The 24291-nt window shown below is 68.4% G+C and carries 30 protein-coding genes; 17 read left to right on the plus strand and 13 right to left on the minus strand.

Translation table 11 applies throughout. The annotated features are described in order from the left end of the window. Positions 1-58 precede the first annotated feature (58 nt). On the minus strand, positions 59-2710 hold the full coding sequence (locus UK23_RS15280; protein WP_045312178.1) for an alpha/beta hydrolase family protein: 2652 nt from the start codon (positions 2708-2710) through the stop codon (positions 59-61). 183 nt (positions 2711-2893) lie between these two features. Then, positions 2894-3055 carry a hypothetical protein gene (locus UK23_RS51540; RefSeq protein ID WP_156213122.1) on the minus strand — a complete coding sequence of 54 codons (162 nt, stop codon included), beginning with the start codon at positions 3053-3055 and terminating at the stop codon, positions 2894-2896. Positions 3056-3123: 68 nt separating this feature from the next. On the opposite strand from UK23_RS51540, the gene UK23_RS15285 reads away from it, so the two are divergent. The 5 genes from UK23_RS15285 (at position 3124) to UK23_RS15305 (ending at position 6973) form a co-directional block, all read left to right on the plus strand. After that, entirely contained in the window at positions 3124-3720 is a 597-nt protein-coding gene (locus UK23_RS15285) for a histidine phosphatase family protein (RefSeq protein WP_045312179.1), read from the plus strand. Continuing rightward, positions 3708-4193 (plus strand): GNAT family N-acetyltransferase, encoded by a 486-nt coding sequence (locus tag UK23_RS15290; RefSeq protein ID WP_045312180.1) that lies wholly within the window; start codon positions 3708-3710, stop codon positions 4191-4193. Before UK23_RS15285 ends, UK23_RS15290 begins: the two co-directional genes overlap by 13 nt. A gap of 127 nt (positions 4194-4320) precedes the next feature. After that, on the plus strand, positions 4321-4740 hold the full coding sequence (locus UK23_RS15295; RefSeq protein WP_196777746.1) for a DUF5684 domain-containing protein: 420 nt from the start codon (positions 4321-4323) through the stop codon (positions 4738-4740). A 147-nt stretch (positions 4741-4887) separates the two neighbouring features. After that, complete coding sequence (locus tag UK23_RS15300) at positions 4888-6360, plus strand: glycoside hydrolase family 28 protein (protein WP_045312181.1); 1473 nt, start codon at positions 4888-4890, stop codon at positions 6358-6360. 10 nt (positions 6361-6370) lie between these two features. Continuing rightward, complete coding sequence (locus UK23_RS15305) at positions 6371-6973, plus strand: class I SAM-dependent methyltransferase (protein WP_045312182.1); 603 nt, start codon at positions 6371-6373, stop codon at positions 6971-6973. On the opposite strand, the gene UK23_RS15310 is transcribed toward UK23_RS15305, so the two are convergent. From UK23_RS15310 to UK23_RS15320, 3 genes are all read right to left on the minus strand, one after another. Further along, complete coding sequence (locus UK23_RS15310; RefSeq protein ID WP_052684688.1) at positions 6939-7757, minus strand: SAM-dependent methyltransferase; 819 nt, start codon at positions 7755-7757, stop codon at positions 6939-6941. The two genes, UK23_RS15305 and UK23_RS15310, sit on opposite strands and share 35 nt — an antisense overlap. 140 nt (positions 7758-7897) lie before the next feature. Next, positions 7898-8608, minus strand: a complete 711-nt coding sequence (locus tag UK23_RS15315; RefSeq protein WP_045312183.1) for a S1 family peptidase — start codon at positions 8606-8608, stop codon at positions 7898-7900. Positions 8609-8690: 82 nt separating this feature from the next. After that, on the minus strand, positions 8691-9098 hold the full coding sequence (locus tag UK23_RS15320; protein WP_045312184.1) for a hypothetical protein: 408 nt from the start codon (positions 9096-9098) through the stop codon (positions 8691-8693). Positions 9099-9349: 251 nt separating this feature from the next. On the opposite strand from UK23_RS15320, the gene UK23_RS15325 reads away from it, so the two are divergent. Next, entirely contained in the window at positions 9350-10291 is a 942-nt protein-coding gene (locus UK23_RS15325) for a diacylglycerol/lipid kinase family protein (RefSeq protein ID WP_045312185.1), read from the plus strand. A 247-nt stretch (positions 10292-10538) separates the two neighbouring features. Next, on the plus strand, positions 10539-10793 hold the full coding sequence (locus tag UK23_RS15330) for a WhiB family transcriptional regulator (RefSeq protein WP_015104912.1): 255 nt from the start codon (positions 10539-10541) through the stop codon (positions 10791-10793). Positions 10794-10933: 140 nt separating this feature from the next. Here the strand turns inward: UK23_RS15330 and UK23_RS15335 are convergent, their stop codons facing one another. Then, positions 10934-12412 carry a sensor histidine kinase gene (locus UK23_RS15335; protein WP_045312201.1) on the minus strand — a complete coding sequence of 493 codons (1479 nt, stop codon included), beginning with the start codon at positions 12410-12412 and terminating at the stop codon, positions 10934-10936. A gap of 53 nt (positions 12413-12465) precedes the next feature. Between UK23_RS15335 and UK23_RS55000 the strand changes: the two genes are divergently transcribed. Next, the gene (locus UK23_RS55000; protein ID WP_369809028.1) at positions 12466-12540 is read left to right on the plus strand and encodes a 50S ribosomal protein bL37; all 75 of its coding nucleotides are present in this window, start codon (positions 12466-12468) and stop codon (positions 12538-12540) included. 63 nt (positions 12541-12603) lie between these two features. On the opposite strand, the gene rsrA is transcribed toward UK23_RS55000, so the two are convergent. Together rsrA and UK23_RS15345 are read right to left on the minus strand one after the other, a co-directional pair. After that, positions 12604-12864 (minus strand): mycothiol system anti-sigma-R factor, encoded by a 261-nt coding sequence (rsrA, locus tag UK23_RS15340; protein ID WP_045312186.1) that lies wholly within the window; start codon positions 12862-12864, stop codon positions 12604-12606. Beyond that, entirely contained in the window at positions 12861-13526 is a 666-nt protein-coding gene (locus UK23_RS15345; protein ID WP_231114514.1) for a sigma-70 family RNA polymerase sigma factor, read from the minus strand. The genes rsrA and UK23_RS15345 overlap by 4 nt, the downstream gene beginning before the upstream one ends. 50 nt (positions 13527-13576) lie before the next feature. Between UK23_RS15345 and ybaK the strand changes: the two genes are divergently transcribed. Beyond that, on the plus strand, positions 13577-14053 hold the full coding sequence (gene ybaK / locus UK23_RS15350) for a Cys-tRNA(Pro) deacylase (RefSeq protein WP_045312187.1): 477 nt from the start codon (positions 13577-13579) through the stop codon (positions 14051-14053). Here ybaK and UK23_RS15355 read toward each other — a convergent pair. Both UK23_RS15355 and UK23_RS15360 read right to left on the minus strand, forming a co-directional pair. Continuing rightward, positions 14050-14538: a hypothetical protein gene (locus UK23_RS15355; protein ID WP_156213123.1), complete on the minus strand. Its 489-nt coding sequence runs from the start codon at positions 14536-14538 to the stop codon at positions 14050-14052. The genes ybaK and UK23_RS15355 overlap by 4 nt on opposite strands. 99 nt (positions 14539-14637) lie before the next feature. Beyond that, the gene (locus tag UK23_RS15360) at positions 14638-15180 is read right to left on the minus strand and encodes a DinB family protein (protein ID WP_045312203.1); all 543 of its coding nucleotides are present in this window, start codon (positions 15178-15180) and stop codon (positions 14638-14640) included. Positions 15181-15245: 65 nt separating this feature from the next. Between UK23_RS15360 and UK23_RS15365 the strand changes: the two genes are divergently transcribed. Then, complete coding sequence (locus tag UK23_RS15365; RefSeq protein ID WP_045312189.1) at positions 15246-16103, plus strand: hypothetical protein; 858 nt, start codon at positions 15246-15248, stop codon at positions 16101-16103. Here UK23_RS15365 and UK23_RS15370 read toward each other — a convergent pair. Together UK23_RS15370 and UK23_RS15375 are read right to left on the minus strand one after the other, a co-directional pair. Next, positions 16100-16711 (minus strand): alpha/beta family hydrolase, encoded by a 612-nt coding sequence (locus UK23_RS15370; protein WP_045312190.1) that lies wholly within the window; start codon positions 16709-16711, stop codon positions 16100-16102. The genes UK23_RS15365 and UK23_RS15370 overlap by 4 nt on opposite strands. Further along, the gene (locus UK23_RS15375) at positions 16708-17391 is read right to left on the minus strand and encodes an SOS response-associated peptidase (protein WP_045312191.1); all 684 of its coding nucleotides are present in this window, start codon (positions 17389-17391) and stop codon (positions 16708-16710) included. Before UK23_RS15375 ends, UK23_RS15370 begins: the two co-directional genes overlap by 4 nt. A gap of 250 nt (positions 17392-17641) precedes the next feature. On the opposite strand from UK23_RS15375, the gene aroA reads away from it, so the two are divergent. The 5 genes from aroA to UK23_RS51545 are packed head-to-tail and all read left to right on the plus strand — an operon-like array spanning position 17642 to position 21355. Next, positions 17642-18907 carry a 3-phosphoshikimate 1-carboxyvinyltransferase gene (aroA, locus tag UK23_RS15380; protein WP_045312192.1) on the plus strand — a complete coding sequence of 422 codons (1266 nt, stop codon included), beginning with the start codon at positions 17642-17644 and terminating at the stop codon, positions 18905-18907. A gap of 2 nt (positions 18908-18909) precedes the next feature. Next, complete coding sequence (gene rsgA, locus UK23_RS15385) at positions 18910-19908, plus strand: ribosome small subunit-dependent GTPase A (protein WP_045312193.1); 999 nt, start codon at positions 18910-18912, stop codon at positions 19906-19908. A gap of 18 nt (positions 19909-19926) precedes the next feature. Beyond that, positions 19927-20379 (plus strand): hypothetical protein, encoded by a 453-nt coding sequence (locus UK23_RS15390; RefSeq protein WP_045312194.1) that lies wholly within the window; start codon positions 19927-19929, stop codon positions 20377-20379. Between the two features lie 22 nt (positions 20380-20401). Next, positions 20402-21148, plus strand: a complete 747-nt coding sequence (locus UK23_RS15395) for an NAD-dependent epimerase/dehydratase family protein (RefSeq protein WP_045312195.1) — start codon at positions 20402-20404, stop codon at positions 21146-21148. Positions 21149-21208: 60 nt separating this feature from the next. Further along, positions 21209-21355 (plus strand): hypothetical protein, encoded by a 147-nt coding sequence (locus tag UK23_RS51545; protein WP_156213124.1) that lies wholly within the window; start codon positions 21209-21211, stop codon positions 21353-21355. Here the strand turns inward: UK23_RS51545 and pruA are convergent. Then, positions 21352-22980: an L-glutamate gamma-semialdehyde dehydrogenase gene (gene pruA / locus UK23_RS15400; RefSeq protein WP_045312196.1), complete on the minus strand. Its 1629-nt coding sequence runs from the start codon at positions 22978-22980 to the stop codon at positions 21352-21354. The genes UK23_RS51545 and pruA overlap by 4 nt on opposite strands. A 36-nt stretch (positions 22981-23016) precedes the next feature. On the opposite strand from pruA, the gene UK23_RS15405 reads away from it, so the two are divergent. Further along, entirely contained in the window at positions 23017-23403 is a 387-nt protein-coding gene (locus tag UK23_RS15405) for a VOC family protein (RefSeq protein WP_045312197.1), read from the plus strand. 2 nt (positions 23404-23405) lie between these two features. After that, positions 23406-24233, plus strand: a complete 828-nt coding sequence (locus tag UK23_RS15410) for a GNAT family N-acetyltransferase (RefSeq protein WP_231114515.1) — start codon at positions 23406-23408, stop codon at positions 24231-24233. Positions 24234-24291: the final 58 nt, after the last annotated feature.

The following is a 24291-nucleotide window of genomic DNA, read 5'->3' on the forward strand; positions in this document are numbered from 1 at the left end:
CACCGTCTGCGGCGGAACACTCGCAGACCAACGCAAACAGGATGGAAAAGGCTCGGTACTAGGCGCCGGCGACCTTGCCGGTCACCTCGAAGTCCGTCCCCGTGGGCGAGCGGCCCTCGAACTTCAGCCGCACCTGCTCCTCACCTTCGGCCTCGGTGTCGGCGATGGTCGGCACGCCGACCTCCAGCGACGTCTGACCCGGCGGGATGAACGTCCACAGCTGCAGTCCGGTCGACGACAACGGCCGCGACGGCAACGGTTCCTCGCCCGAGTTGTTGAGCAGCCACTGGGCGTTGACGTCCGTTGTGGACAGTTCCGCACCCGAAGCAGGCGCCTGTGGCCGGCCGATCAGCACGAAGCTCGAGTCGGCGGCTTCCGAGAGGGTCAGCTTCCAGCGCAACATGCCGCCTTCGGCAACGCTGTCGGCTACCGGGGACACGGTCAGGCGAGGGGCCGGGTCGTCGTTGCGCACCAGCAGGCCGCCGAACGCGGCGCCCACCACGGCGTTGTTGAGCGCCACGACGCCGATGGGGTACTGGGTGTCGGCGCTCCACCTGGTGTTGGCGGTGTAGGTGATGGGGACCTCGGTCTGGTGCTCGCCCGGCTTGAGCGTCACGAGCTTGGTGACCGAGGTGTTGGACGCCGGGTCGCGGTAGAACAGGCGGACCGTGCGCGTGCCGTTGCCCGTGGCGGTCACGGCGACGTTGTGCGTCACCGTGCCGGAGTCGCCCTCCAGAACCGACGTCACGGCCGCGTCGACGCGGCCGAGTCGAGCGGGCACGACCGGGACGAGGCCCTTGCGGTAGCCGTGGGCATCGATCAGCAGCGCCTCGCCCGCACCCGATTCTGGCACGAGCTCGAGCGACGCGAGCTGGCTCATCCCGGACGGCAGCGGAACGCGAACTTCCTGTGCCCACAACGCACTCAGGCGTTCGGTGCCCGGAAGCCCGGTCACCGACACCGTGCCGAGCGAGTATGATCGTCCACTTTGGTCGGTCACGGCGACGCCGAAGCGGGTGGCCGGGGCGTTCGGCGGGACGGCCACACGCAACGCCAGCGAGTGGGAACCGTGCAGCGACACAGGTTTGGCCAGCGCAACGACACCTGCCTGGCCCGCGGTAGTCCACTTGAGAGCGACGGACTGGCGTTCGGGCTGAGAAGAGGCGAAGCGGAAGCGGACGAGGTGCGGCGAGCGGGAACCGCACGAAGCAGCGGGATCCGCGGTCACCTGGCTGCAAACCCTTGCGCTGCCGGAAGCGGCACCAAGAGTGTCCGGCACGACGAACGGCTTGCGGTCGCCACCGACGGCGTGCGAGAGGACGCGGGCCGGGTCGGCGGACGGGGCGCGGACGCCCGAGCCGTCGAGCAGCGGCAGCACCGACTCGTCACGGGCGAGGAACAGGTGCGCCGACGCCGCGATGTAAGTGGAGCCCGCAGCCTGCTGCTGGTCTGCGGTCAAACGCGTAGGAGCACCAGGAGCGCACACGGGGTCGGGCTGCTGGCCCGGCCAGAAGTCGTCGGCCGCCGGCGCCTCGGCCTGGCCGGGGGTCCACTCGCTGTTGAAGTAGTTGTGGTTCGCGCCGACGACGTACAGCGCGCTGTGCAGCGCGGCGCCGCGCGAAACGCCGCGGGTCTGGTCGACGAACATCTGGCCCTGCAGGTCGGAGACGTCGCCGTCGCAACCCGGCAGGAACGTCACGGACGGCACGTCGGGCTGCGGGTTGTGGCCGAAGATGGTGGGGCCGATCAGCACGTTGCCGCGGATGTGCCAGCGCACCGGACCGCTGAAGCCGGTGTCGCCGGGCGGCGGGTTGATGCTGTCGGTCGCGGCGCGGTTGACGCCCTCGCCACCGCGCGAGTGCCCGACCAGCAACACCTTCGACATGTCAGCGGGCGCGGACTTGACGATGTCAGGCGCGTTGCCGCGACCGGCCGACCAGTCGGCCCAGTTCGCCAGATGCGTGCGCACCAACGACGAGCGCCCCTGCGCACCCGCGTCGGCGGCCAGCGCGTCCTGTGCGTTGATGCCGTTGGCCGAGATCGACACGGTCACATATCCCTGTGAGGCCAGCAGTTCCTGGGCCTTGAGGTAACCGCGGTGACTCGGCACGGCGGTCAGACCGGTGGAGCACGGCCACTCCAGGGTGATCCGGTTCGGGTTCGTCTTGCTGTAGCAGGTGTAGTGCCTTCCGTGCAGGAACAGCACCAGCGGCCGCTTGCCGGACGCCCCCTTGGGCGCGACGACGACGGCGTCCATCTCGATCGGCGCCGCGTAGCCGGGCAGCTTGATCGGGTCGAGCGCGTACTCGCCCTTGGTGGTGGCGTACTTCCCCGGCTTGCCGGGATCGACCCCCGCCTCCGGCAACAACGGGGGCAGCTCCGGCACGGACAGCGATGCCGACGGCGGTGGCGTCACGTCCAGCCGCTTGCCCGCCGACCGCACCTGCAGCGCGGCTGGGTTCTCGAGCTGAGCCGTGAGCGTGAACGTGCGCAGGTTGACCGACTCCTGGGCTGTGCCGAGGAGCCGGTCGCCCTCCCAGAACTCGACACCGGCGTCCAACACCGGCATCGGCGTGGGAGCGGTCCACCTGGTGTTGCCCGCGACAGCCCACCCCGGCGTCGACGGTGGTTCCGGTGCGGCCGCGGCCGGCAGCGCGGGTACGACCGCGGCCAGCACAGCGGGTATCAGAAGCGCGACTATTCGGCGCATGAGTGGAGTCCCCTCGAAAAGAGAAATACCACTCAGTTCTATCGATGCCGCCCAGCACACGGCATGCAGTTCTGCCGTCAATCTGCCAATTAAAACGACAACCCGACCTGCGTATTACGCCGTTCAGCGCAACGACGGGCGATTTCCCTCAATTGGACCGCACTTTTCCGGGGGAAGGAAATATCACTCGTCTCTGGTGTCGGTGTCCCGCTCGTTCTGGCGCAGTTTGTTCCACGTGGAGGTCAGCTCAGCCCGGATGCGCGCGACGCGGACCCCGAAGTTCTCGCGGATCTCCTGGGCGTCCACCTCGTCAGGTGCGCCGTTGTCGGGGTGCTCGGCGGTCATGGCGAGCGGGGTACCTCTGAAGTGGACTCCCCCAAACGTGCTCCCCGTCACTCCCTAGGATCGAACATGTGAGCACCCACCTCTACCTGCTGCGGCACGGCCAGACCGAGTGGTCCGAGAGCGGCAGGCACACGGGACGCACTGACATAGAGCTGACGCCCGAGGGCGAGCAGCAGGCACGCCGCGCGGGCGCCACGCTCGCCCGGCTGAGGGGAACGGACCAGGCCCCAGCGCTCGTGCTGACGAGCCCGCAGCAACGCGCGACCAGAACGGCGGAGCTCGCCGGCCTGGAGGTGAACGCGACCACCGAGGACCTCGCCGAGTGGGACTACGGCGACTACGAGGGCATCACGACGCCGCAGATCCGCGAGCGCGTGCCGGGGTGGACGGTGTGGACGCACCCGATGCCGAACGGCGAGACGCACGCCGAGGTGCAGGACAGGGCCCGCAAGGTGCTCGGCGAGGTGCGCAAGATCCTGCCAGGCGGCGACGTGGTGCTGGTGGGCCACGGGCACTTCAGCCGCGTGCTGATCGCGGCGTGGCTGGGCCTCGCGCCCGACCAGGGTGTCCACTTCGGACTCGACCCGGCCGGCATCTGCCAGCTGGGCGACGAGCGGGGCGACCCGCAGGTGCGCAGGCTCAACGTTCCGGCATGGGAGATCTGATGATCCGACGGGTAGAACCGCGTGACGTCGACGCGGTGGTCCAGCTGGTGCACGAGCTGGCGCTGTACGAACGGGCGCCGGAGCAGTGCCACCTCACGTCGGAACAGCTGCACGTCGCACTGTTCGGCGAAAGTCCCGCGCTGTTCGGCCATGTGGCCGAAGTGGACGGTCAGGTCGTCGGAATCGCCTTGTGGTTCCTGAACTTCTCGACCTGGGACGGCGTGCACGGCATCTACCTCGAGGACCTCTACGTCACGCCGGACCAGCGCGGCAACGGACTGGGCAAGAAGCTCCTCGAAACCCTCGCCCAGGAGTGCGTCGACAAGGGCTACACGCGGCTGCAGTGGTGGGTCCTCAACTGGAACGAGCCTTCGATCGGCTTCTACAAGTCGCTGGGCGCCGTCCCAATGGACGAGTGGACTGTGATGCGAGTGGCCGAAGAAGCGCTCCAGAAGCTCGGTTCTGCACTCTGAAGGTTGACGGAAGGTCTCGAAAGGCTCACGAAACGGGTATTCCACACAGGACAGGTCCACGGTCCTGGCAGCGTCCCCGCTCGCCGATCCCCCGGCACCAAAAGTAAGCGTGGAAAGAGGAAAGACCGTGGGCACTGACCCGACTACCGACATCGACCCGTCCGCCGCCGCAGGCATCGGCATCGTCGGCACGATCATCTACCTGGCCTTCATCGTCTTCGGCGTCGTGGTCTTCTGGAAGACCTTCGCCAAGGCGGGTCAGCCGGGCTGGGCGGCGATCATCCCGTTCTACAACATCTACGTGTGGCTGAAGGTCGCGGGCCGTCCGGGCTGGTGGATCATCCTGATGCTGATCCCGATCGTCAACGTCATCATCGCGCTGATCGTCTCCATGGACATCTCGAAGTCCTTCGGCAAGGACTCCGTGTTCGGCGTCGTCGGCCTGTGGCTGTTCAGCATCATCGGCTACGCGATCCTCGCATTCGGTGGCGCGCAGTACCGCGGCCCGGCCGCGCTGGTGGGCCAGCAGGGCGCCTACCGGGGCTGATCCCCGCTTGAACCAGGCCGGGTCCGAAGTCACCCCTGTACTTCAGGCCCGGCCTTCACTATGGTCGAAAATGAAATCGTTTTCAGAACGTTTCAGACGCCGAGCTGCCGCCGCCCTCGACGCAGGACGAGGAAGGACCTCTCAACGATGAGGCGTCGACTGACCGGCGCGTTCGTCGCGCTAGCGGTGGTCGTGGCACCGGTGGGCGTGGCGAACGCGGCCAGCTTCAACGTGAAGGACTACGGCGCGAAGGGCGACGGCAAGGCGATCGACTCGGTCGCCATCGACAAGGCGATCGCCGCGGCGTCGTCGGCGGTCGGCGGAGTCGTCGAGATCCCGCCCGGCACGTACCTGTCGCGCTCGATCCACCTCAAGAGCAACGTCACCATCAACATCCAGCAGGGCGCCCGAATCGTGGCGTCCGGCAGCGGCATCGACGCACCGGAGTCCAACCCGAACTCCAAGTACCAGGACTTCGGCCACAGCCACTTCCGCAACGCGCTGCTGTGGGGCGAGAACGTCGAGAACGTCAACTTCACCGGCCGCGGCGTGATCGACGGCGCCAACAAGCTCGAGACCGGCGAGAACATCCCGGCGGGCAAGGGCGACAAGATGCTCTCGCTCAAGTTCTGCAAGAACGTCAACATCACCGACGTGACGTTCCGCGAGGCCGGCCACTTCGCCATCATCACCAACGGCTGCAACGGGATGAAGCTCGACCGCATCACCGTCGACTCCCCGGACGACCGCGACGGCATCAACTTCATCAACAGCTCCAACGTCGAGCTCTCGAACTCTGTTGTCGTGGCCAGCGATGACGCCGTTGCGTTCAAGTCCGACTTCGCCACTGGCAAGACCTTTCTGAGCGAGAACAACGTCGTCCGCGACTCCACGATCCAGTCGACCGAGAACAACGCCATCCAGTTCGGCTCGGAGACCTGCGGCAGCTTCAAGAACATCCAGTTCCGCAACCTCAAGGTCACCGGCGCCTCGAAGGCGGGCCTCGGCATGGTGTCGATGGACGGCGCGGTCATCGAAGACGTGCTGTACGACAACATCCAGCTCACCAAGACCGCCTCGCCGATCTTCATCCACATCGGCAAGCGCGGCCGCTGCCCCGGATCGCCGCCCACCGGCAAGATCCGCAACATCACCTACCGCAACATCACCGGCACGAACCTGACCGCCCCGCGCGACATCCCGGGCGACCCGGAGTACGCGTCGACGATCTCCGGCCGCTCCGACTCGAAGATCACCGGTCTGACTTTCGACAACGTGCGGCTCTCCGTTCCGGGCGGTCACGGCGAGGGCGACGCCGGGAAGAACCCGCCCGAGGTGTCCGGCGAGTACCCGCCGCGGATCTTCGGGGTGCGGCCGGCGTTCGGGTTCTGGATTCGCAACGCCGCTGACGTGAAGTTCCTGAACAGCACGATCGAGTTCGACAAGAACGACGGGCGGCCGGCGATCACGACGGACAGCGTCACCGGCGTGTCTTTGAACGGCGTCAAGGTCGAGCGCAGCACCGGGGCGAACGACCTGCAGTGGCGGAAGAGCAGCGGCACGTCGGTCACGAACAGCACCACGACGTCGGGCCAGGCACTGCGAGCCAAGACCAGCTAGACAGGAAGGCGTGACGACCTTCTGGGACGAGCAGGCGGCGACCTTCGACGAAGAACCGGACCACGGTCTGCGAGAGGCGGGCGTGCGAGCAGCATGGGCGCAGTTGTTGCTGCCGCTGATGCCATCGGACTCGTCGGAGGTCGTCGACCTCGGTTGTGGCACCGGAAGTCTCTCGGTGCTGCTGGCCGAGGCCGGACACCACGTCAGGGGCGTCGACCTCGCCGAGCGCATGGTCGCCGCCGCCACCGCGAAGGCCTCGGCAGCCGGGGTGGCGGCCGAGTTCGTGCAGGGTGACGCGGCCGAACCTCCTTACGCACCAGCATCGGCCGACGTGGTGCTGGCGCGGCACGTGCTGTGGGCGTTGCCGGACCCCGCAGCCGCGCTCAAGGCCTGGGTGAGGCTGCTGAAGCCCACCGGAAGCCTCGTCCTGGTGGAAGGCCACTGGTCGACGGGTTCAGGCCTCAAGGCGGCCGAGTGCGAGGCGCTCGTCCGGGCCGTCCGCAGTGACGCCGAGGTGACTCAGCTACGGGATCCGGCATTGTGGGGACGCGAGATCAGCGACGAGCGATACCTGCTCGTCAGCCCGAAACGACCCCAACCGCGCCATAAGTAGAAGCGTCAGCCGCGGCAGAGGTGCCGGGCAGCTCGCCGTCCGCCCTCCAATGCGCCGCGAGCACCAGCCCGGGCTCCAGCAGCTGCAGCCCGCACAGGAACTCCTCCACGTCCTGCTTGGACCGCGGCACGAGCTCGGACTCCATCCCGTCCACCATGTCGACGAGCTGGTCCACCAGGCCGGGCTCGACGTCACGGGTCAGGTGGGTCAGAGCGAGCACGCTGCCGGGGCACAGGGCCGCGCGGTAGCGGGCCACGACGCCGGCGGGCTCGGACCGCACGTAAGGGAGGATGCCCACCATCAGCACGGCGGTCGGCTTGGTGAAGTCGATCAGGCGGCGCGTCTCGGGGTGTCGCAACACCGCGCCCACGTCACACATGTCGGCTTGCACGATGGCGGCGCTCAGGTTGTCGCGCAGCATGGTGCGGGAGTGGGCCACGGCCACCGGGTCGTGGTCCACGTAGACGACGTTGCAGGACGGATCAAGCGACTGGGCCACCTCGTGCACGTTGCCCGCGGTCGGGATGCCGCTGCCGAGGTCGAGGAACTGGCGGATGCCCATCTCCTCGACGCAGAGGCGCACCACTCGGCGGGAGAAGGAGCGGATCGTGCGGGCCATTTCGGCTACCGGGAAGCGACGGATGCTTTCCTCGGCCATGGCGCGGTCGACCGCGAAGTTGTGCGCGCCGCCGAGGTAGTAGTCGAAGAGGCGGGCCACATTTGGGCGTTCGGAATCGCCGTTTGTCGTCACCCGCTGCGGGCCGTCCTGCACTGCGCACCTCACCCTGCTCCCGAGCGGCGCGAACGCTGGCAGCACGGTAACTGGCTACTCCGTTCGTGTCCATCCACCATTCGTGAACACGCAGGGTGATGGCCCCCGGCCGGAGCCGAGGGCCATCGCAGGGTTACCGCTGGTCAAACAGGTCAGACGCCCGCGTACTGGCGGATCCAGGAGCGGTAGGCGCCGACGTGGGTGTAGTTGGAGCGGGTCGAGCGGTCCGAGGTGGAGGCGACGCCGACCTGCTTGCCGTTCGCGCTGAACATCGGGCCGCCGGAGTCACCGCCCGCCGCGATGCCGTCGACGCGCGTGACGGACACCGCGCGGCCGCCGCGGTAGTCCTGGCCGTTGACGGACGTGACGCGGGTGTTCGCGACCTTCAGGTACCGCGACTGGCAGTTGATCTCCGGCTGGTTGGTGCAGGTGGCGCCCCAGCCGTAGAGCTTGGCGTTCTGGCCGACCGCCACGTCCGACGTCGTGCCGAGCGGGGAGAACGGCGTGTTCAACGTCGTGTTGACCTTGACCAGGGCCAGGTCGACGGACGGGTGCTTGATGATCTGGGTGCCGGTCACGAACTGGCCGCCGGACGTCTGGTCCAGGCTGCCGACGCGGAACGTGTACGTGCCGGACGAGGCCACGCAGTGCTCAGCGGTCAGGATCCACTGAGGTGCGATCTTCGTCGCGGAGCAGTTCTCACGGCCGTTCACGAACAAACGGGCCGCGTAGGGGAAGTTCGACGCGTTGCCGCCGCCGATGATCATCGGCGACATGTCCGGCTCGTCCGGAGCGGCAGAAGCGACGGGGGCGAGGGTGAGCGCTGCCAGGAAAGCGCCCGCGATCGCGGTCAGAACACGCATGGTTGGTCACCTCGTGAGTGCAGGGAGTGGTTAAGCAACCACGCACAGCTTCACCCGGTCGTGTGACCGTGACCACCCTCCGTTAGTCGGCTTTGTCACCTTCGTTCACATCTTCCAGACCCATCGCCCACTGGCGACCGTCGCGCGTGAACAGCAGCACGAGCACCACGACGCAGAAGATGCCGCCCAGCGAGCCGAGCAACTGTTGCTCCGACGGCCCGTACGCGTACCAAGCACAGCCGAGCAGCAGCAGCTGCGTGACGATCACGGGCGTGCGCGCGCCGTGGTGGCCGCGGAACAACATCACCGACGCGAAGATCACCCCGCCGAACCACAGCACGAGCACGCCGGCCGCACCGAGGATCGGGCCACCGGAAGCCGCGCCCTGGATCACCCGTACGACGAGCGCGACGGCCAGCGCGATACCGCCCAGGCCCTGCAGAAAAGTGAGCGCGGCGGCGGCGCGGACCGAAGGCGGTGCAGTGGTCACGGGAGACCTTTCCTCACGTTCTGTACTGGTCACGGATCGTAGGCCACCCGGTCGGAGGTCTCGCCGAGCACGTCCGGCGATGGAAGATCAAGGGGCCTTCAGCGAGCCGGCGGTCGTCCGGGGTGCACTCGTCTGCGAGGCGCACGCGGAGCTAGCGGAAGGGAGATTTGGGCCACTTTCGTGAGGCTGGAGCCACCCTTAGGGAGGACATGCGCGCGGCTGACGGTCACGCACTGTCTTACTCTCAAGTAGTGCGCGCTCTTCTCGTGGTGAACCCGCAGGCGACTACAACAACGCCGGCGGGCCGTGACGTATTGGCGCACGCGCTCGCGAGCGACGTGAAGCTGGAGATCGTCGAGACCTCCTACCGAGGCCATGCCGCAGACGCTGCGAGCAAGGCGGCGGAGGACGGGTTCGACCTGGTCATCGCCCACGGCGGCGACGGCACGGTGAACGAGGTCGTCAACGGCATCCTGCGCGGCGGCCCCCGCCCGAACAAGCCGATGCTGGGCGTCGTGCCCGGCGGTTCGGCCAACGTCTTCGCGGGCGCGCTCGGCATTCCGCGCGACCCCGTCGAGGCCACGCATGTCCTGCTGCAGGCGATCGAGCACGGCACCAAGCGCCGGATCGGGCTCGGTCAGGTCTTCGCGGACGTCGTCGAGGGCGGCAAGGGCCGCTGGTTCACCTTCAACGCGGGCATGGGCCTCGACGCCGACGTCGTCGCGGGCGTGGAACGCAAGCGCGCCAAGGGCCGCAACGCGAGCCCCACTCTCTATCTCGCCGTCGCGCTGAGGGCTTACGCGCAGAACGTGCGCAAACCGCAGCACTTCACCGTCGAGGTTCCGGGCGAGGCGCCGTTCAACGACGTCGGCATGGTGTTCGTGTCGAACACGGACCCGTGGACCTACTTCGGCGACAAGGCGATCCAGCTCAACCCGAGCACGTCGTTCGACGGCGGACTCGGCCTGAGTGCGCTGAAGACCCTTCGCGTTCCCACCGTCGGGCGCTACGTCGCCCAGATCCTCGCGACGGGCAATCCGAAGAGCGGGAATCTCGTTCGGCGTGACGACGTGGGTTATGTCAGAGTGAAGTGCGAGGAGCCCGCCAACCTCCAGGTCGACGGTGATTTCCTCGGCAGGACGACTGCAGTGGAGTTCCGAGCAGTCCCCGACGCGTTGACTGTTGCCGTATAAGCAACTTGACAGTCCGTGATCGGTTCGTGACCGTCTCGGTACCCACCCGGGATGTACTGCAGTCGAGTGACAGCAGAGCGTGAAACCCCAGGTGAACGCTGTCGATCTTTTGGGTGAGTTCACTCACCGGGTCAGTGCTAACCCCTTGACATCCCAGCCGTTCGTGAAAGCATTCACAAGCACCCCAAAACGACCGCTGACAACCGGCGTGCCCTTGTGCGCGCCCACTCGCTGAGGAGTAGTTCCAATGGACTGGCGCCACCGCGCGATCTGCCGCGACGAGGACCCCGAGCTGTTCTTCCCCGTTGGGAACAGTGGTCCCGCGCTGCTTCAGATCGCCGAGGCGAAGACCGTCTGCCGTCGCTGCCCCGTCGTTTCCGACTGCCTCGCGTGGGCGCTCGAGAGCGGCCAGGACGCCGGCGTCTGGGGCGGGATGAGCGAAGACGAGCGTCGCGCTCTCAAGCGCCGCAACGCCCGCACGCGGGCCCGCAGCAACGCCTGAGCAGGCAGTTAGCCGCGAACAAGCCATAAAGAAGAAGCCCGACACCGTGCCAGGTGTCGGGCTTTTTCTTTGTTTGCACACCCTCCCGCATGACCACGTGAGACCGCTGAGGCTGGTCGTCACGTGTGCACGGCGTTAGTTTAGCGCCGCCCTCTGAGCGGCACGCGCAGGACCGCCTCTGTACCGCCTCGAGGCCTGCGCCGCAAGCTCAACGAGCCTCTCAATTCGGAATCGACAAGGGTCCGAACGATCTGCAAACCGAGACGATCGGTCCGCTCCAGGGAGAAACCGGGCGGAAGCCCCTTGCCGTCGTCGGTGATCGACACGTCGAGCCATTTGGCGGACCTCTCGGAGTGCACGACGACCTCCCCGCGCTGGCCAGGGGCGTAAGCGTGCTCGAACGCGTTCTGCACGAGCTCGGTCAGCACCATCACCAGCGGGGTCGCGATCTCGGCCGGAACCACTCCGAACCCACCCTCGCGGCGCACGCTCACCTGGGTCTCGGTGACCGCCACGTCGCTCATCATCGGGATCACCTTGTCGACCACGTCGTCAAGATCGACTCGCTCGTCCACGGACATCGACAACGTCTCGTGAACCAGTGCGATGGAAGTCACACGGCGGACCGACTCGGCCAGCGCCTCCTTGGCCTCCGGGTTGCTCAACCTGCGGCTTTGCAGCCTCAGCAGGGCCGCGACGGTCTGCAAGTTGTTCTTCACCCGATGGTGGATCTCGCGGATCGTGGCGTCCTTCGACATCAACGCACGGTCGCGCCGGCGCACCTCGGTGACGTCCCGGCACAGCACGATCGCGCCCGCCGCCTGCCCGCGCGGCCTCAGCGGCAGCGCGCGGAACAGCACCGCGGCGCCGCGCCGTGACTCGGCCTCCATGCGCATCGACGGCTTGCCTTCGAGGGCGAGCCTGATGCGTTGAGCGACCTCGGTGGCGTCGAACGGATCGCCGATGAGGCTGCGGGTCAACGGGGCGAGGTGCACGCCGACGAGATCCGACGCGTGCCCCATGCGGTGATACGCCGACAGCGCGTTCGGCGACGCGAAAACCACCGCGCCGGACGGGTCGAGCCTGATCAGGCCGTCGCCGACGCGCGGGCTGGTGTGCACGTCCGGAGATGGTTCGGGCGCCGGGAACGTGCCGTCCGCGATCATCTGACACAGGTCGGCGGCACTGCCGAGGTACGAGATCTCCAACGGCGACGGCACGCGCGGGACGGCCAGGTTCGTGCTGCGGCTCAGCACCGCGATGACCTGGGTGCCCAGTCGCACCGGGATGGTTTCGCGCCGCACCGGCACGCCCAGGTGCCAGCGCGGGTCCTCCTCGCGGCAGATCCGCGACTCGTCCATCGCCCGGCGCAGTTGCGGGTGCTCCTCGGAGTCCACCTCGCTGCCGACCACGTCCTCGGGGTGAGCCGTCGGCGCCGTCGTCGGACGGGCCTGGGCGACGCAGAGGAACTTGTCGCCGTCCTGCGGCACCCACATGTTGAAGTCCGCGAACGACAGGTCGGAGAGGAGTTGCCACTCCGCGACCACCAGCTGCAGGTGATCGACAGCGACGCCGGAGAGCTTGGTGTGCTCGGCCAGCAGGTCCGTGAGCGTGCTCAGAACTCCTCCATGAGAAAATGGTCGGTGAAGCAGTCTGATCCTAGGAGAAACCCATGTCGAAGCGTGCTCGCAAGCGCCGCGACCGCAAAAAGGGCGGCGCCAACCGAGGCAAGCGCCCCAACGCCTGAGTGCTGCGAAAAGGCCTGGACACCACCACGGTGACCAGGCCTTTTTGTCTTCTCTGAGGTGCGTCAGCCCTCGGTGCGGATCTCCACGATCGTGGCTCGGATGCGCGCCTTCAGGTCCGACGGGGCGAGATCCCCGCCGCACTTGCGCGCGAGCAGCGCCTTGAGGTGCTCCTCCAGCCCGAACTGCTCCAGGCACGGATGGCACTCGTCGAGGTGCGTCTGCAGTGCTTGGCGACGGGTCTGGTCGCATTCCTGGTCCAGGAACAGCCAGACCTCGCTCAGCACCTCTGAGCAGTCGGTGTCGTGGGGTTCGCCGCAGTTCATGACGCGTCTCCGTTGCTTCCTCGGAGGAAACCACGCTCGCGGGCGACGTCCGCCAGCATGTCGCGGAGCTGGCGACGGCCCCGGTGCAACCGGGACATCACCGTGCCGATCGGGGTGCCCATGATGTCTGCGATCTCCTTGTACGCGAAGCCTTCGACATCGGCGAGGTAGACCGCGATCCGGAACTCCTCCGGCAACCGCTGCAATGCTTCCTTGACGTCGCTGTCGGGCAGGTTGTCGAGTGCCTCGACCTCGGCGCTGCGCAGCCCGGACGAGGTGTGGCTCTCCGCCTGCGCCAGCTGCCAGTCCGTGATCTCGTCGGTCGGCTGCTGGATGGGCTGGCGCTGCTTCTTGCGGTAGCCGTTGATGTACGTGTTCGTCAGGATCCGGTACAGCCAGGCCTTGAGGTTCGTGCCCTCCGAGAAGGACGCGAACGCCGAGTAGGCCTTGAGGAACGTCTCCTGCACCAGGTCCTCGGCATCGGCCGGGTTGCGCGTCATGCGCAGGGCCGCCGAGTACAGCTGGTCGAGCATCGGCATGGCGTCGCGCTCGAACCGCGCGGCTCGCTCCGCCGTCGTCTCCGTCGTGCCGGTGGCGGGCACCGCGCTCCCTTCCCACTGGTTCTGGGTCGGGACCGACAATACGCGGGGCCGCTCGAGCATGTTCGTCACCACGTCCCTCACAACAACAGAGGTGCTGGTAGTAATTCCGCATGGCCGGACGTGGGACGCCCGCCACAGCGCTGCTGGACAAGCAGCGGGTGGCGCACACCTTGCACTCGTACGAGCACGACCCCCGCCACGAGTCCTACGGGCTGGAGGCGGCCGAGGCGCTCGGGCTGGTGCCCGGCCGCGTCTTCAAGACGCTCGTGGCCGAAGTGGACGGCAAGCTCGCGGTCGGCGTCGTCCCGGTGACGTCGCAACTGGACCTGAAGGGTCTGGCGGCTGCTCTCCAGGGCAAGAAGGCGAAGATGGCCGTGGTCGCCGACGCGGAACGCGCGACGGGCTACGTCGCGGGCGGGATTTCCCCGCTGGGACAGAAGAAGCGGTTGCCGGTCGTCATCGACTCGTCGGCCCTGGAGTTCGAGACGGTGTTCTGCAGTGCCGGCAGGCGTGGGCTCGAAGTCGAGATCACGCCTGCCGAACTGGTTCGGCTGACTTCGGCAGTGGTGGCGTCGATCAGCGCTTAGCCGACCGGCGGCGTCAGGTCTCCCACCCGGACGATCGTGCCGATGCTGGACGGCCACTTGACCAGCACCAGATCGCCCAGGCTGTTCTGGCCGGGCAGGTTGAACATCATGTACGCCGGTGTCACGGTCGGACCCTGGATCTCCGAACCCACGTAGACGGCGGCCTCGTGGATCCCGCCGACCGGCACCTCGACGTAGTGCCCGGTCTGGCCGCCTGCCAGCGGGATGTTCATGTCCCGGCCCCCTGCGTCGAGGAAGCGCACGTTGCTGAGGCTGCCGCCGATCTTGCACGAGGCCCCCTCTGCGGGAGCGAACCTCATCCAGTGCGCCGTCGCGTTCGCCGACGGTTTGTTCATGCGGTGGGCGCTGATCACCAGGTCACTGCCGGTGCACCACGAGGTTTCCGCTTGGGCCGCAACGGTTCCCGTCACGGTCACAAGAGCTGCACCGGCCAGCGCGACCGCGGTCCTGCCAAAGGTGTTCAAGTGTTTCTCCCCAAGTGCGTCTCGTCCGGCAGGTCCCCTACATCCCTGGGAACGCCCGCGATCCGCGGTCGGTTGCACCCGAACGTTGAAACGTTTCGACTATTCGCCGACCTCGCCGTCGATCGCCTCGCGGAGCAGGTCGGCGTGGCCGTTGTGGCGGGAGTACTCCTCGACCATGTGGGTCAGGATCCAGCGCAGGCTCACCTTCTTGCCGTCCGCCCACGGTGCGCGCTTGCTGAGCTGACCCAGGTCGCCGGTAGCGAGGGCTTCCCCGACGCACTCGCGGGCGCGCTCGACATCGCTCTGCCACAACGCTTTGAGCTGCTCAGGGGTGTCGTTCGCGGCCGAGTGCCAGTCCCAGTCGTTGTCGGACTTCCAGTCGACGCTCGCCCACGGCTCCAGCGGCTCGCGGTCGTGCAGGACCGTGTGGAACCACTGCTGCTCGACGTACGCGAGGTGCTTGAGCAGGCCGCCGAGCGTCATCGACGACTTCGCGGTGGTCTGGTTGAGCTGCTCCGCGGTGAGGCCGTCGGTCTTCCACGCGAGGGTGGCGCGGTGGAACTCCAGGAAACCGGTCAGGGTGGCGAGTTCGTCGCCGTCCATCGGCGGTTCGGGACGGTCGCGGCGGTCGAATTCGGTCATGAGCGCGATCACAGCTCATTGCGTACAGTGCCACCACATGGTCTAGACCACACGCGGAGGCAGGCATGCGCATCCTCGATCTCGACCGCACCGGGCTCGCCGCCCTCAGGGGTGCTGACCTCACGCGGGCCGTCGCCGCGTCCGAGGGCAGGACCATGGTCGCGGAGGTGTTCGCGGACCGCGCCGCGCTGTCGTTCGACGGCCGGACCGGTGTGCACAACGCCGAGCTGATGGCCGCGTTCGGTGCCGACGTCGTCGTGCTGAACATGATCGACCGGGTCTGGGACGGCACGACGTTCCGCTTCCCCGGTCTCGGCGAGCTGCCGAGCCTGGCCGCGGTCGCCTCCAGAATCGGACGGCCGATCGGCGTCAACCTGGAACCCGGAACCGTTCCCGAGCTGCGCAAAGCCACCCGCGAGAACGCCGCGCGGCTCGCGGACTCCGGTGCCGCGCTGATCGTGCTGACCGCCAACCCGAGCACGGACGGCTCGTTGGACGGCATGGCTCGCGCGACCGAGCTGATCAAGACCGATGCCGCGTTGTGGGTCGGCAAGATGCACCACGCCGGGCACCCCGAGCCGATCACCGCGCAGAAGCTCGCGAACCTCGTCGAGGCGGGCGCGGACGGCGTCATCCTGCCGATTCCCGGCACGCTGCCCGGCATCACTCGCGAAGCCGCGGCCGAAGCCGTCGCTGCCGTTCACGAGAGGGGTGCCGTGGTCATGGGCGCGATCGGCACGTCACAGGAGGGCGCGCACACCAACGTCGTGCCACAGCTGGCCCTCACCGCCAAGGAGATCGGGGTCGACGCGCACCACATCGGCGACTGCTTCCTGCCGGGCATGGGCGATCCCGAGCTGCTCTACGCGTACTCGGTGGCGGTGCGGGGTCGCCGGCACACGTGGACGCGGATGGCGCGTTAGTCCAACGGCCTGAGCACCCGGTCCAACCATTCGCCGACGGATCGGCCCACGTCCGAGACGGACGCCTTCAGCGAGTGGTCGCCCTTCAGCAGAACGACCTCGCGGTGGGGTGCACGCGCGGGCTGGCCGAACGGGTCGTTCTCGCCCTGCACGACCAGCGTGGCGACCTCGACGCCGTCCAGCTCGGCCATCCGGGACTTCTCCGGCCTGCCCGGCGGGTGCACCGGGAACGCCAGGCACAGCACCGCGACCGCCTGGCCCTCGATCGACGTCCGGCAGGCCACCCGCGCACCCGACGACCGGCCCCCGAACACCAGGGGCAGGCCGTCGAACCAGCGTTCGCCGAGGTCGTCGACCACGGACAGCCACGCGGTGTCGAGCTGGTTGGCCGGTGCGGGCGCACGGCGGCCGGCGACGCGGTAGGGCTGTTCGATCAGGGCCACGTGCACGCCGACGGCGTTCGCGGCGTGGCACGCGGCGACCAGATCCGGGGCCTCGACGCCACCACCGGCGCCGTGGCCGAGCAGAAGTGCTGCACGCGGTTCGTGGGCACAGTGCAGTGAGGCCCTCGCGGGGCCGTGCGGCGTGTCCACCAACAGCGTCGTCACGAGACGCGGTCCATCAAGTGCGAGTTGTTGTTCTTCACACTGTTCACCTCCGTCGACACCGGACGCAGCTCCAACGCGTCGACGATCGACGGATCTGGCGCCAGCAGTTCGGACGGGTCCTGTGACGTCGGGTCGAGCCACGCCGACCAACGGTCCTGAGGCAGCAACAACGGCATGCGGTTGTGCACCTCGGTCAACGCGCCGATCGCCTCCGTGGTCAGCACCGCGCACGTGACGGTCGGAACGTCGTCCTTCCACCACACCGACCAGATGCCGGCCATCGCCAGTGACACGTCATCGCCAAGAGTCATGAAGTACGGCTGTTTGCGTCCCTCGCCCGGCTGCCATTCGTACCAACCGGCGGCGGGGATGATGCAGCGGCGTTTCATCGCGGACTGCTTGTACGCGGGCTTCTCCAGCACGCTCTCGGCCCGCGCGTTGATCATCTTGGCCGCGCCGGACAGGTCCTTCGCCCAGTGCGGGACCAAGCCCCAGCGCATGACGCGGATGCTGCGTTCCAGCTCCTCGTCCTCCGGTTTGCGCTCGACCACCGCCATGACGTGCTTGGTGGGAGCGATGTTGTAGTCCGCGCCCGGCGCCTCGTCGCCGGTCCCGTCCACCGCGTCGAACTCGGCCGCCAGCAGCGCCGGGTCCTTGGTGGAGGCGTACCTACCACACAAAACCGATCACCTCCGAAGTCGTCATCGTCGCACGTCGGGAACACCTGTGCGAGCCGCCCCTGGGGAGGCGACCGCCAGCCTTTGCCCCGTCCTTCGCCGTCCAGACGGTTGCATCGCGGTGCCGGCCCCGCGCCCTCATATTGGACATATGGGGGCGCGGGGCCGGTGCCGCGAGGCGACCTGCTGGGCGCCGAAGGACGCGGTGAAGGCTGGCGGTCGCCTCCCCACCCGTGTGCGGGATCATTGGGGCATGACTCAGCACTGGTCAGCCCCCAGCGCGTCCGGCCCAGTCCACTCGACGGTGCCGGTGCCCGGCTCGAAGTCGATCACGAACCGCGTCCTGGTGCTCGCGGCGCTGGCCGACGGGCCGTCGACCGTGCACGCACCGTTGCGCAGCCGGGACACCGTGTTGATGGCTGCCGCGCTGTCGTCGCTGGGCGTGAACTTCGCCGATCGCGAGGACGGCGGCTGGGACGTCGTGCCCGGTCTGCTGCGCGGTCCGGCCGACGTCGACTGCGGTCTGGCGGGCACGGTCATGCGGTTCCTGCCGCCCGCTGCCGCGCTGGCCGAGGGCGAGATCAGGTTCGACGGCGACCCGCACGCGCGGCTGAGGCCGATGGCGACGGTGCTGGGTGCGCTGCGGTCGCTGGGTGCCGACATCGACGGCGACGCACTGCCGTTCACGTTGCACGGCACGGGATCGCTGCCCGGTGGCGAGGTGACGATCGACGCGTCCGGCTCGTCGCAGTTCGTCTCGGGGCTGCTGCTGAGCGCCGCGCGGTACGACAAGGGCGTGACGGTCCGGCACGACGGCAAGCCCGTGCCTTCGTTGCCGCACATCGACATGACGGTCCAGACGCTGCGCTCGGTCGGCGTCCGGGTGGAGACCGACGCGAACGTGTGGCACGTCGAGCCCGGCACGATCGCCGCCCGCACGTGGCACGTGGAGCCGGACCTGTCGAACGCGACGGTGTTCCTGGCGGCGGCCGCGGTGACCGGCGGCGAGGTGACGATTCCGCACTGGCCGGCGGAGACCACGCAACCCGGTGACTCGGTGCGCGGGATTCTGGAGCGCATGGGCTGCACGGTTTCGGTCTCAGAGCGCGGTTTGACCGTGCAGGGGCCTGCGAAGCTGTCCGGTCTGGACATCGACCTGCGCGACGAGAGCGAGCTGACGCCGACGGTGGCCGCGTTGGCCGCGTTGGCCGAGGGGCAGACGATCATCCGCGGTGTCGCGCACATCCGCGGCCACGAGACGGACCGGATCGCGGCGCTGGTCAACGAGATCAACGCGTTGGGCGGCAACGCTTCCGAGACCGAGGACGGGCTGATCATCAACCCGGTGCCGCTGCACGGCGGGGTGTGGAAGGCCTACGCGGACCACCGGATGGCGACCGCGGGCGCGATCATCGGGCTGCTGGTGCCCGGCGTCGAGGTCGACGACATCGGCAGCACGACGAAGACGATCCCCGACTTCCCCGGGATGTGGAACGCCATGCTCGGCGGGGGCGCGTAGAAGTGAGCAAGCGGGACTGGCACAAGCTCGACGAGTCCGACGTGCGCGTGCGCCCCGGCAAGGGGACGCGGCCGCGCAGCAAGAGACGGCCGGAACACGCCGACGCCGAGACCGCGATGGTCATCGGCGTGGACCGCGGCCGCTGGACGTGCGCGATGGAGTCCGGTGCCGTCGTCACCGCGATGCGTGCGCGCGAACTGGGCCGCACGCCGGTGGTGGTGGGCGACCAGGTCGGCATCGTCGGGGACACGTCGGGCCAGCCGGACACGCTGGCCCGCATCGTGCGCGTCGAGGAACGCACGTCGGTGCTGCGCCGGACCGCGGACGACACCGACCCGTTCGAACGCGTCGTCGTCGCGAACGCCTCCCAGCTCATCATGGTCGTGGCGCTGGTGGATCCGCCGCCTCGCACGGGTTTCATCGACCGGTGCCTGGTCGCCGCCTATGCCGGTGGCCTGGAACCGGTGCTGTGCCTGACGAAGTCGGACCTGGCGTCCGCGGACTCGTTGCTGGCGCTGTACACCGAGCTCGACGTGCCGGTGATCGTGACGCGGTTCGACGAGGAGCCGGCGGAGTTGCGCGCGCGTTTGACGGACACGGTGTCGTGCCTGATCGGCCATTCCGGCGTCGGGAAGTCCACTCTGGTCAACCGGCTGGTCCCGGACGCGAACCGCGCGGTGGGCGTGGTGTCCGGCGTCGGCAAGGGCCGGCACACCTCGACGCAGGCCGTGGCGTTGCGGCTGCCCGAGGGCGGCTGGGTCGTGGACACGCCGGGCATCCGTTCGTTCGGCCTGGCGCACATCACGCCGGACGACATCGTGAAGGCGTTCCCGGACTTCGCCGAGGCGGCGGAGGAGTGCCCGCCCGGCTGCGGCCACCTCGGCGCGCCCGAGGATCCCAGCTGCATGCTGGACGAGCTGGTGCCGGACGCTCCTGGGCGGCTCACGTCGTTGCGGCGGCTGCTGGCGTCGCGTGCCGGCCTGGACGACTACACGGACTGAGCTGGCACACTTCCCGGCGTGAACAGGTACCTGGGGGTTCTGGCGCTGGCTTTGCTGGCCGCGTGCACTGCCGAGAAGCAGCCGCCGAAGTTCTCCGACACCGACGCCTGCACGTTGTTGCAGACCGGCGACGCGGGCAACCTCTCCGGCACGCCCGCCAAGGGTTCGCAGGCGTGCGACTACACGTTCGACTCGTTGACAGTCCGTCTGTCGTTGCGGACCGAGAAGTACGCGGACGCAGCGGGTTCGCTGGGTTCCGACGCTTATGGCGCGGTGGTGGAGACCCACCCGATGACCCGCCGTTGCGCCGACGCGTCCGGGACGGTGACGTGTGATGCCGTGGTGGAGGTGCGGGACGGTCAGCTCATCGGGCTGAAGGTGGTTCAGCGCAACCCCGATCCCAACGTGGTCGGGCAGGTCACGCAGGGTCTCGCGGCCAAGGCGCTGGAAAGACTGCCTGTCACGTCCTGACGCGCTGTCTCGTCCACTGGCCATGAAGGTATTCGTGATCGGTGCGTCGGGTGTGCTGGGACGGGAAGCGCTGCCGCGGCTGCGCGCGGCCGGCCACGAGGTCGGGGTGCTGGACCGGCACCGGACCTCGATGTTCGACGCCGCGCAGCTCGCTCTCGCGATGACGGGCTACGACGCCGTCCTCAACCTCGCGACCCGCATCCCGCTCAGCGCCAAGGCCGTGCTGGCCAGCGCGTGGGCCGAGAACAACCGGATCCGCATCGATGGCAGCGCCGCGGTGTCCGAGGCCGCGGTGCGCGCTCGTGTCTCGCGACTCGTGCAGGAGGGCATCTCGTTCGTCTACGCGGATGGCGGCGACCGCGAGCTCGACGAGAGCGCGCCGTTGCACCCGGTCGGGCACATCGCCAGTTCGGTGGTGGCGCAGGAGAACGCGCTGAAGCACCCCGGCGGTGTGTTCCTGCGCATCGGCATGCTGATGGGCGGCGAGGCGAAGGCGCCGCCGGTGCTCGTCGGCGACGGCTGGATGTCGGTCGTGCACCCCGGTGACGCGGCCGCCGCGGCTGTTGCGGTGCTGGACGCCCCCGCGGGGATCTACAACGTCGGGTCGCCGGTGTTGAAGCGGGATCTGGGGATCACGCGGCTGCCCAGGGCTTTCGGGAAGCTGGCGGCGTCGTTCGAGGTGTTCTCGCGGTCGCAGCGGGTCGTGAGCACGAAGCTGACCGGGGCGACGGGCTGGAAACCGGAGGCCGATCCGCGCTCGCTCGTGTAGAAAGCGCCTGGTGAACCACGGGTATCGCCTCACGAGTCGTTCAACGGCGTCGAGCTGACGATGGAGCGGTACCTGGAGCGGCGTTCGCGGTCGAGTCCGGTGTGGACAGGCTCGCGCTGTGGCAGCCGCATCTGCGCGACGACCCCGATCCCGATGGCCGTGCTGCCTGACGCGGACGGTGTCGTCCGCGCCAGGGCCTGGCTCTAACCCATGTGCGGGTACTGGTGATCCGTCGGTGGCACGAGGGTTTCCTTGATGGCGCGCGGGCTCGTCCACCGTTGCAGGTTGTAGATCGAGCCCGCCTTGTCGTTGGTGCCGGAGCCGCGCGAACCACCGAACGGCTGCTGCCCGACGACCGCGCCGGTCGGTTTGTCGTTGATGTAGAAGTTGCCCGCCGCGAACCTCAACGCCTTGTGGGCCTGGGCGACAGCCGTGCGATCACGTGCGAACACGGCACCCGTCAACGCGTACGGCGTGGAGTTGTCGATGGTCTCCATGATGTTCGGGAAGTCCACGTCCTCGTAGACGTGCACGGCGAGGATCGGGCCGAAGTACTCGGTCGTGAAGATGTCGTGGTGCGGATCGGTGCCGAGCAGCACCGTCGGGTCGACGAAGTAGCCCACCGAGTCGTCGCACGTGCCGCCTGCCAGCACCTCCACCGAGGTGGACGCGGACGCCATCAGCAGCGCGTCCTTGTGCTTGGCGAACGCGCGGTGGTCGATCACCGCGCCGCCGAACGCCGACAGGTCCGTGACATCGCCGTAGGACAACGACTTCGTGACGTCGAGCAGCCGTTCTCTGACTTCGCTTTCCCACAAGGACCGCGCGACGTACGCCCGCGAGGCCGCTGAACACTTCTGGCCCTGGTACTCGAAAGCGCCGCGGACGAGTCCGGTGACGAGTGCCTTGGGGTCGGCGGACGCGTGGGCGATCACGAAGTCCTTGCCGCCGGTCTCGCCGACGATCCGCGGGTAGGCGCGGTAGTTGTCGAGGTTGCTCGCCATGGTCTGCCACAGCGCCTTGAACGTCTTCGTGGAGCCGGTGAAGTGCAGCCCGGCGAAGAATCTGTCGCGCAGCGCCACCTCGCTCACCGCCTGGCCGTCGCCGGTGACGAGGTTGATCACGCCGGGTGGCAGACCGGCTTCTTCGAGCAGGCGCATGGTGAAGTGCGCGGCCAGCTGCTGCGTCGGCGACGGCTTCCACACCACGGTGTTGCCCATCAGCGCGGGCGCGAGCGGCAGGTTGCCGGCGATGGCGGTGAAGTTGAACGGCGTGATCGCCACGACGAACCCGTCGAGCGGCCGGTGGTCCATCCGGTTCCACACGCCGGGGCTGCTGATCGGCTGCTCCTCGAGGATGCGGCGGCCGAAGTGGACGTTGAACCGCAGGAAGTCGATCAGCTCGCACGCGGCGTCGATCTCGGCCTGCTGCACGGACTTCGACTGCCCGAGGATGGTGGCGGCGTTGAGGGTGTCGCGCCACGGTCCGCTGAGCAGATCGGCGGCCCTCAGCAGCACTGCGGCGCGTTCGTCGAACGGCAGCTCCTGCCAACCGGGGGCGGCGTGCTGGGCGGCTCGCATGGCTTCCGCGACGTCTGCGTTCGTGGCCTGCGTCGCGAAGCCGAGAACGTGCCGGTGATCGTGCGGCTGAACGACGTCGATGCGCTCGCCACCGCCCATGCGTTCCTGACCGCCGATGGTCATCGTCAGCTCGTGAGTGGTGCCTTCGAGTTGCGCGATACGTCGTTCGAGACTCGCGCGTTCGGCGCTGCCGGGAGCGTAGGTGTGCACTGGCTCGTTGACCGGTTCGGGTGCAGACGTTACGGCGTCCATTCCCCCATCGTGGCACGCGGTAGTAGGGTCCGTCGGGTGGCGCGGGTGACTGGCATCGGCGGGGTTTTCCTGCGTTCACGGGATCCCGTGCGCTTGGCGGCCTGGTATCGCGACAACCTGGGCGTGCCGATGAGCGAAAAGGGCACCGTCACCTTCCACTGGCTCGACACGGCCACCAACGATCACCCCGGCACGACGACGATGGCGTTGTTCGCCCAGGACACCGAGTACATCGGCGAACCGCACCAGCGCGCGATGCTGAACCTGCGCGTCGACGACCTGCCGTCGCTGATGGCGAAGCTGAAGGCGCGCGGGGTCGAGGTGCTGCCGGACACCGAGGACTCGGAGTTCGGGCGGTTCGGGTGGTGCGTCGATCCGGAGGGGAACCGGATCGAGCTGTGGGAGCCGGCCGAGGGGATGTGACCGTGCTTCCCGAGGCAGTCGACGCCTTGCGCGAGTGGCAACGCGAGGGGGCTCCGTTTCAGCTCCATCCCGGCGATCTGGGCTGGTTCTGGCGGTTCGGCGAAGAGGCGCTGACCGCGGCTGTGCGAGTGTGGCGCCGAGACGGGCGCGTTGTCGCCGTTGGGTTGCTGGACTCCCCCGGCCTGTTGCGGTGCACGATCGCGCCGGACGCTCAGCAGGACGAATCGCTGGCGCGGCGGCTGGCCGAGGACGTCTCAGATCCGGAACGGGGCGTGCTGCCCGCCGGAAAGGTGTGCATCGACTCGCCCGTGGGCACGCGGTTCAAGGAGCTGCTGTTCTCACGCGGCTGGCAGACCGACGAACCTTGGACACCGCTGCGCCGCGATCTCACGTCGCCGGTACCGGATCCCGGTGCGCGGATCGAGGTGATCGGCCCGGACCGGGCACACCTGCACGCGGCGGTGATCAGGGCGTCGTTCGAGAGGTCCACGTTCGTCGACGAGCGCTGGCACACGATGGCGAGCGGCATCCCGTACGCCGACGCCCGCAGCCTGGTCGCGTACGACGGGGACGCCGCGGCGGCCGCGGTGACGGTGTGGTCGGCGGGTCCGGGCAAGCCGGGGCTGCTCGAACCGATGGGTGTGCACCGGGATCATCGCGGGCGCGGCTTGGGCAGGGCGATCACGCTCGCCGCGGCGGCCGCACTCCGCGACCTCGGGTCGTCGAGTGCGCTCGTCTGCACGCCGAGCTCGAACGTCGGAGCGGTCGCCACCTACCGGTCAGCGGGTTTCGAGCAGCTGTCCGAGATCGCCGACCTGCGCCGCGACTGAGCGCCGCGGCACTGTCGGTGCTGCCCACTAGTAGTGCTTTGTTGGGTCAGCAAGAACC

Source organism: Lentzea aerocolonigenes (assembly GCF_000955955.1).
Taxonomy (GTDB): domain Bacteria; phylum Actinomycetota; class Actinomycetes; order Mycobacteriales; family Pseudonocardiaceae; genus Lentzea; species Lentzea aerocolonigenes_A.

What these genes read in the sequence shown, in the direction of transcription:
- UK23_RS15280 (WP_045312178.1), bottom strand. Translation starts at nt 2,710, where the DNA reads ATGCGCCGAATAGTCGCGCTTCTGATACCCGCTGTGCTGGCCGCGGTC.
- UK23_RS51540 (WP_156213122.1), bottom strand. Translation starts at nt 3,055, where the DNA reads ATGACCGCCGAGCACCCCGACAACGGCGCACCTGACGAGGTGGACGCC.
- UK23_RS15290 (WP_045312180.1), top strand. Translation starts at nt 3,708, where the DNA reads ATGGGAGATCTGATGATCCGACGGGTAGAACCGCGTGACGTCGACGCG.
- UK23_RS15300 (WP_045312181.1), top strand. Translation starts at nt 4,888, where the DNA reads ATGAGGCGTCGACTGACCGGCGCGTTCGTCGCGCTAGCGGTGGTCGTG.
- UK23_RS15315 (WP_045312183.1), bottom strand. Translation starts at nt 8,608, where the DNA reads ATGCGTGTTCTGACCGCGATCGCGGGCGCTTTCCTGGCAGCGCTCACC.
- UK23_RS15330 (WP_015104912.1), top strand. Translation starts at nt 10,539, where the DNA reads ATGGACTGGCGCCACCGCGCGATCTGCCGCGACGAGGACCCCGAGCTG.
- rsrA (WP_045312186.1), bottom strand. Translation starts at nt 12,864, where the DNA reads ATGAACTGCGGCGAACCCCACGACACCGACTGCTCAGAGGTGCTGAGC.
- UK23_RS15345 (WP_231114514.1), bottom strand. Translation starts at nt 13,526, where the DNA reads ATGCTCGAGCGGCCCCGCGTATTGTCGGTCCCGACCCAGAACCAGTGG.
- ybaK (WP_045312187.1), top strand. Translation starts at nt 13,577, where the DNA reads ATGGCCGGACGTGGGACGCCCGCCACAGCGCTGCTGGACAAGCAGCGG.
- UK23_RS15360 (WP_045312203.1), bottom strand. Translation starts at nt 15,180, where the DNA reads ATGACCGAATTCGACCGCCGCGACCGTCCCGAACCGCCGATGGACGGC.
- UK23_RS15365 (WP_045312189.1), top strand. Translation starts at nt 15,246, where the DNA reads ATGCGCATCCTCGATCTCGACCGCACCGGGCTCGCCGCCCTCAGGGGT.
- aroA (WP_045312192.1), top strand. Translation starts at nt 17,642, where the DNA reads ATGACTCAGCACTGGTCAGCCCCCAGCGCGTCCGGCCCAGTCCACTCG.
- UK23_RS15395 (WP_045312195.1), top strand. Translation starts at nt 20,402, where the DNA reads ATGAAGGTATTCGTGATCGGTGCGTCGGGTGTGCTGGGACGGGAAGCG.
- UK23_RS51545 (WP_156213124.1), top strand. Translation starts at nt 21,209, where the DNA reads ATGGAGCGGTACCTGGAGCGGCGTTCGCGGTCGAGTCCGGTGTGGACA.
- pruA (WP_045312196.1), bottom strand. Translation starts at nt 22,980, where the DNA reads ATGGACGCCGTAACGTCTGCACCCGAACCGGTCAACGAGCCAGTGCAC.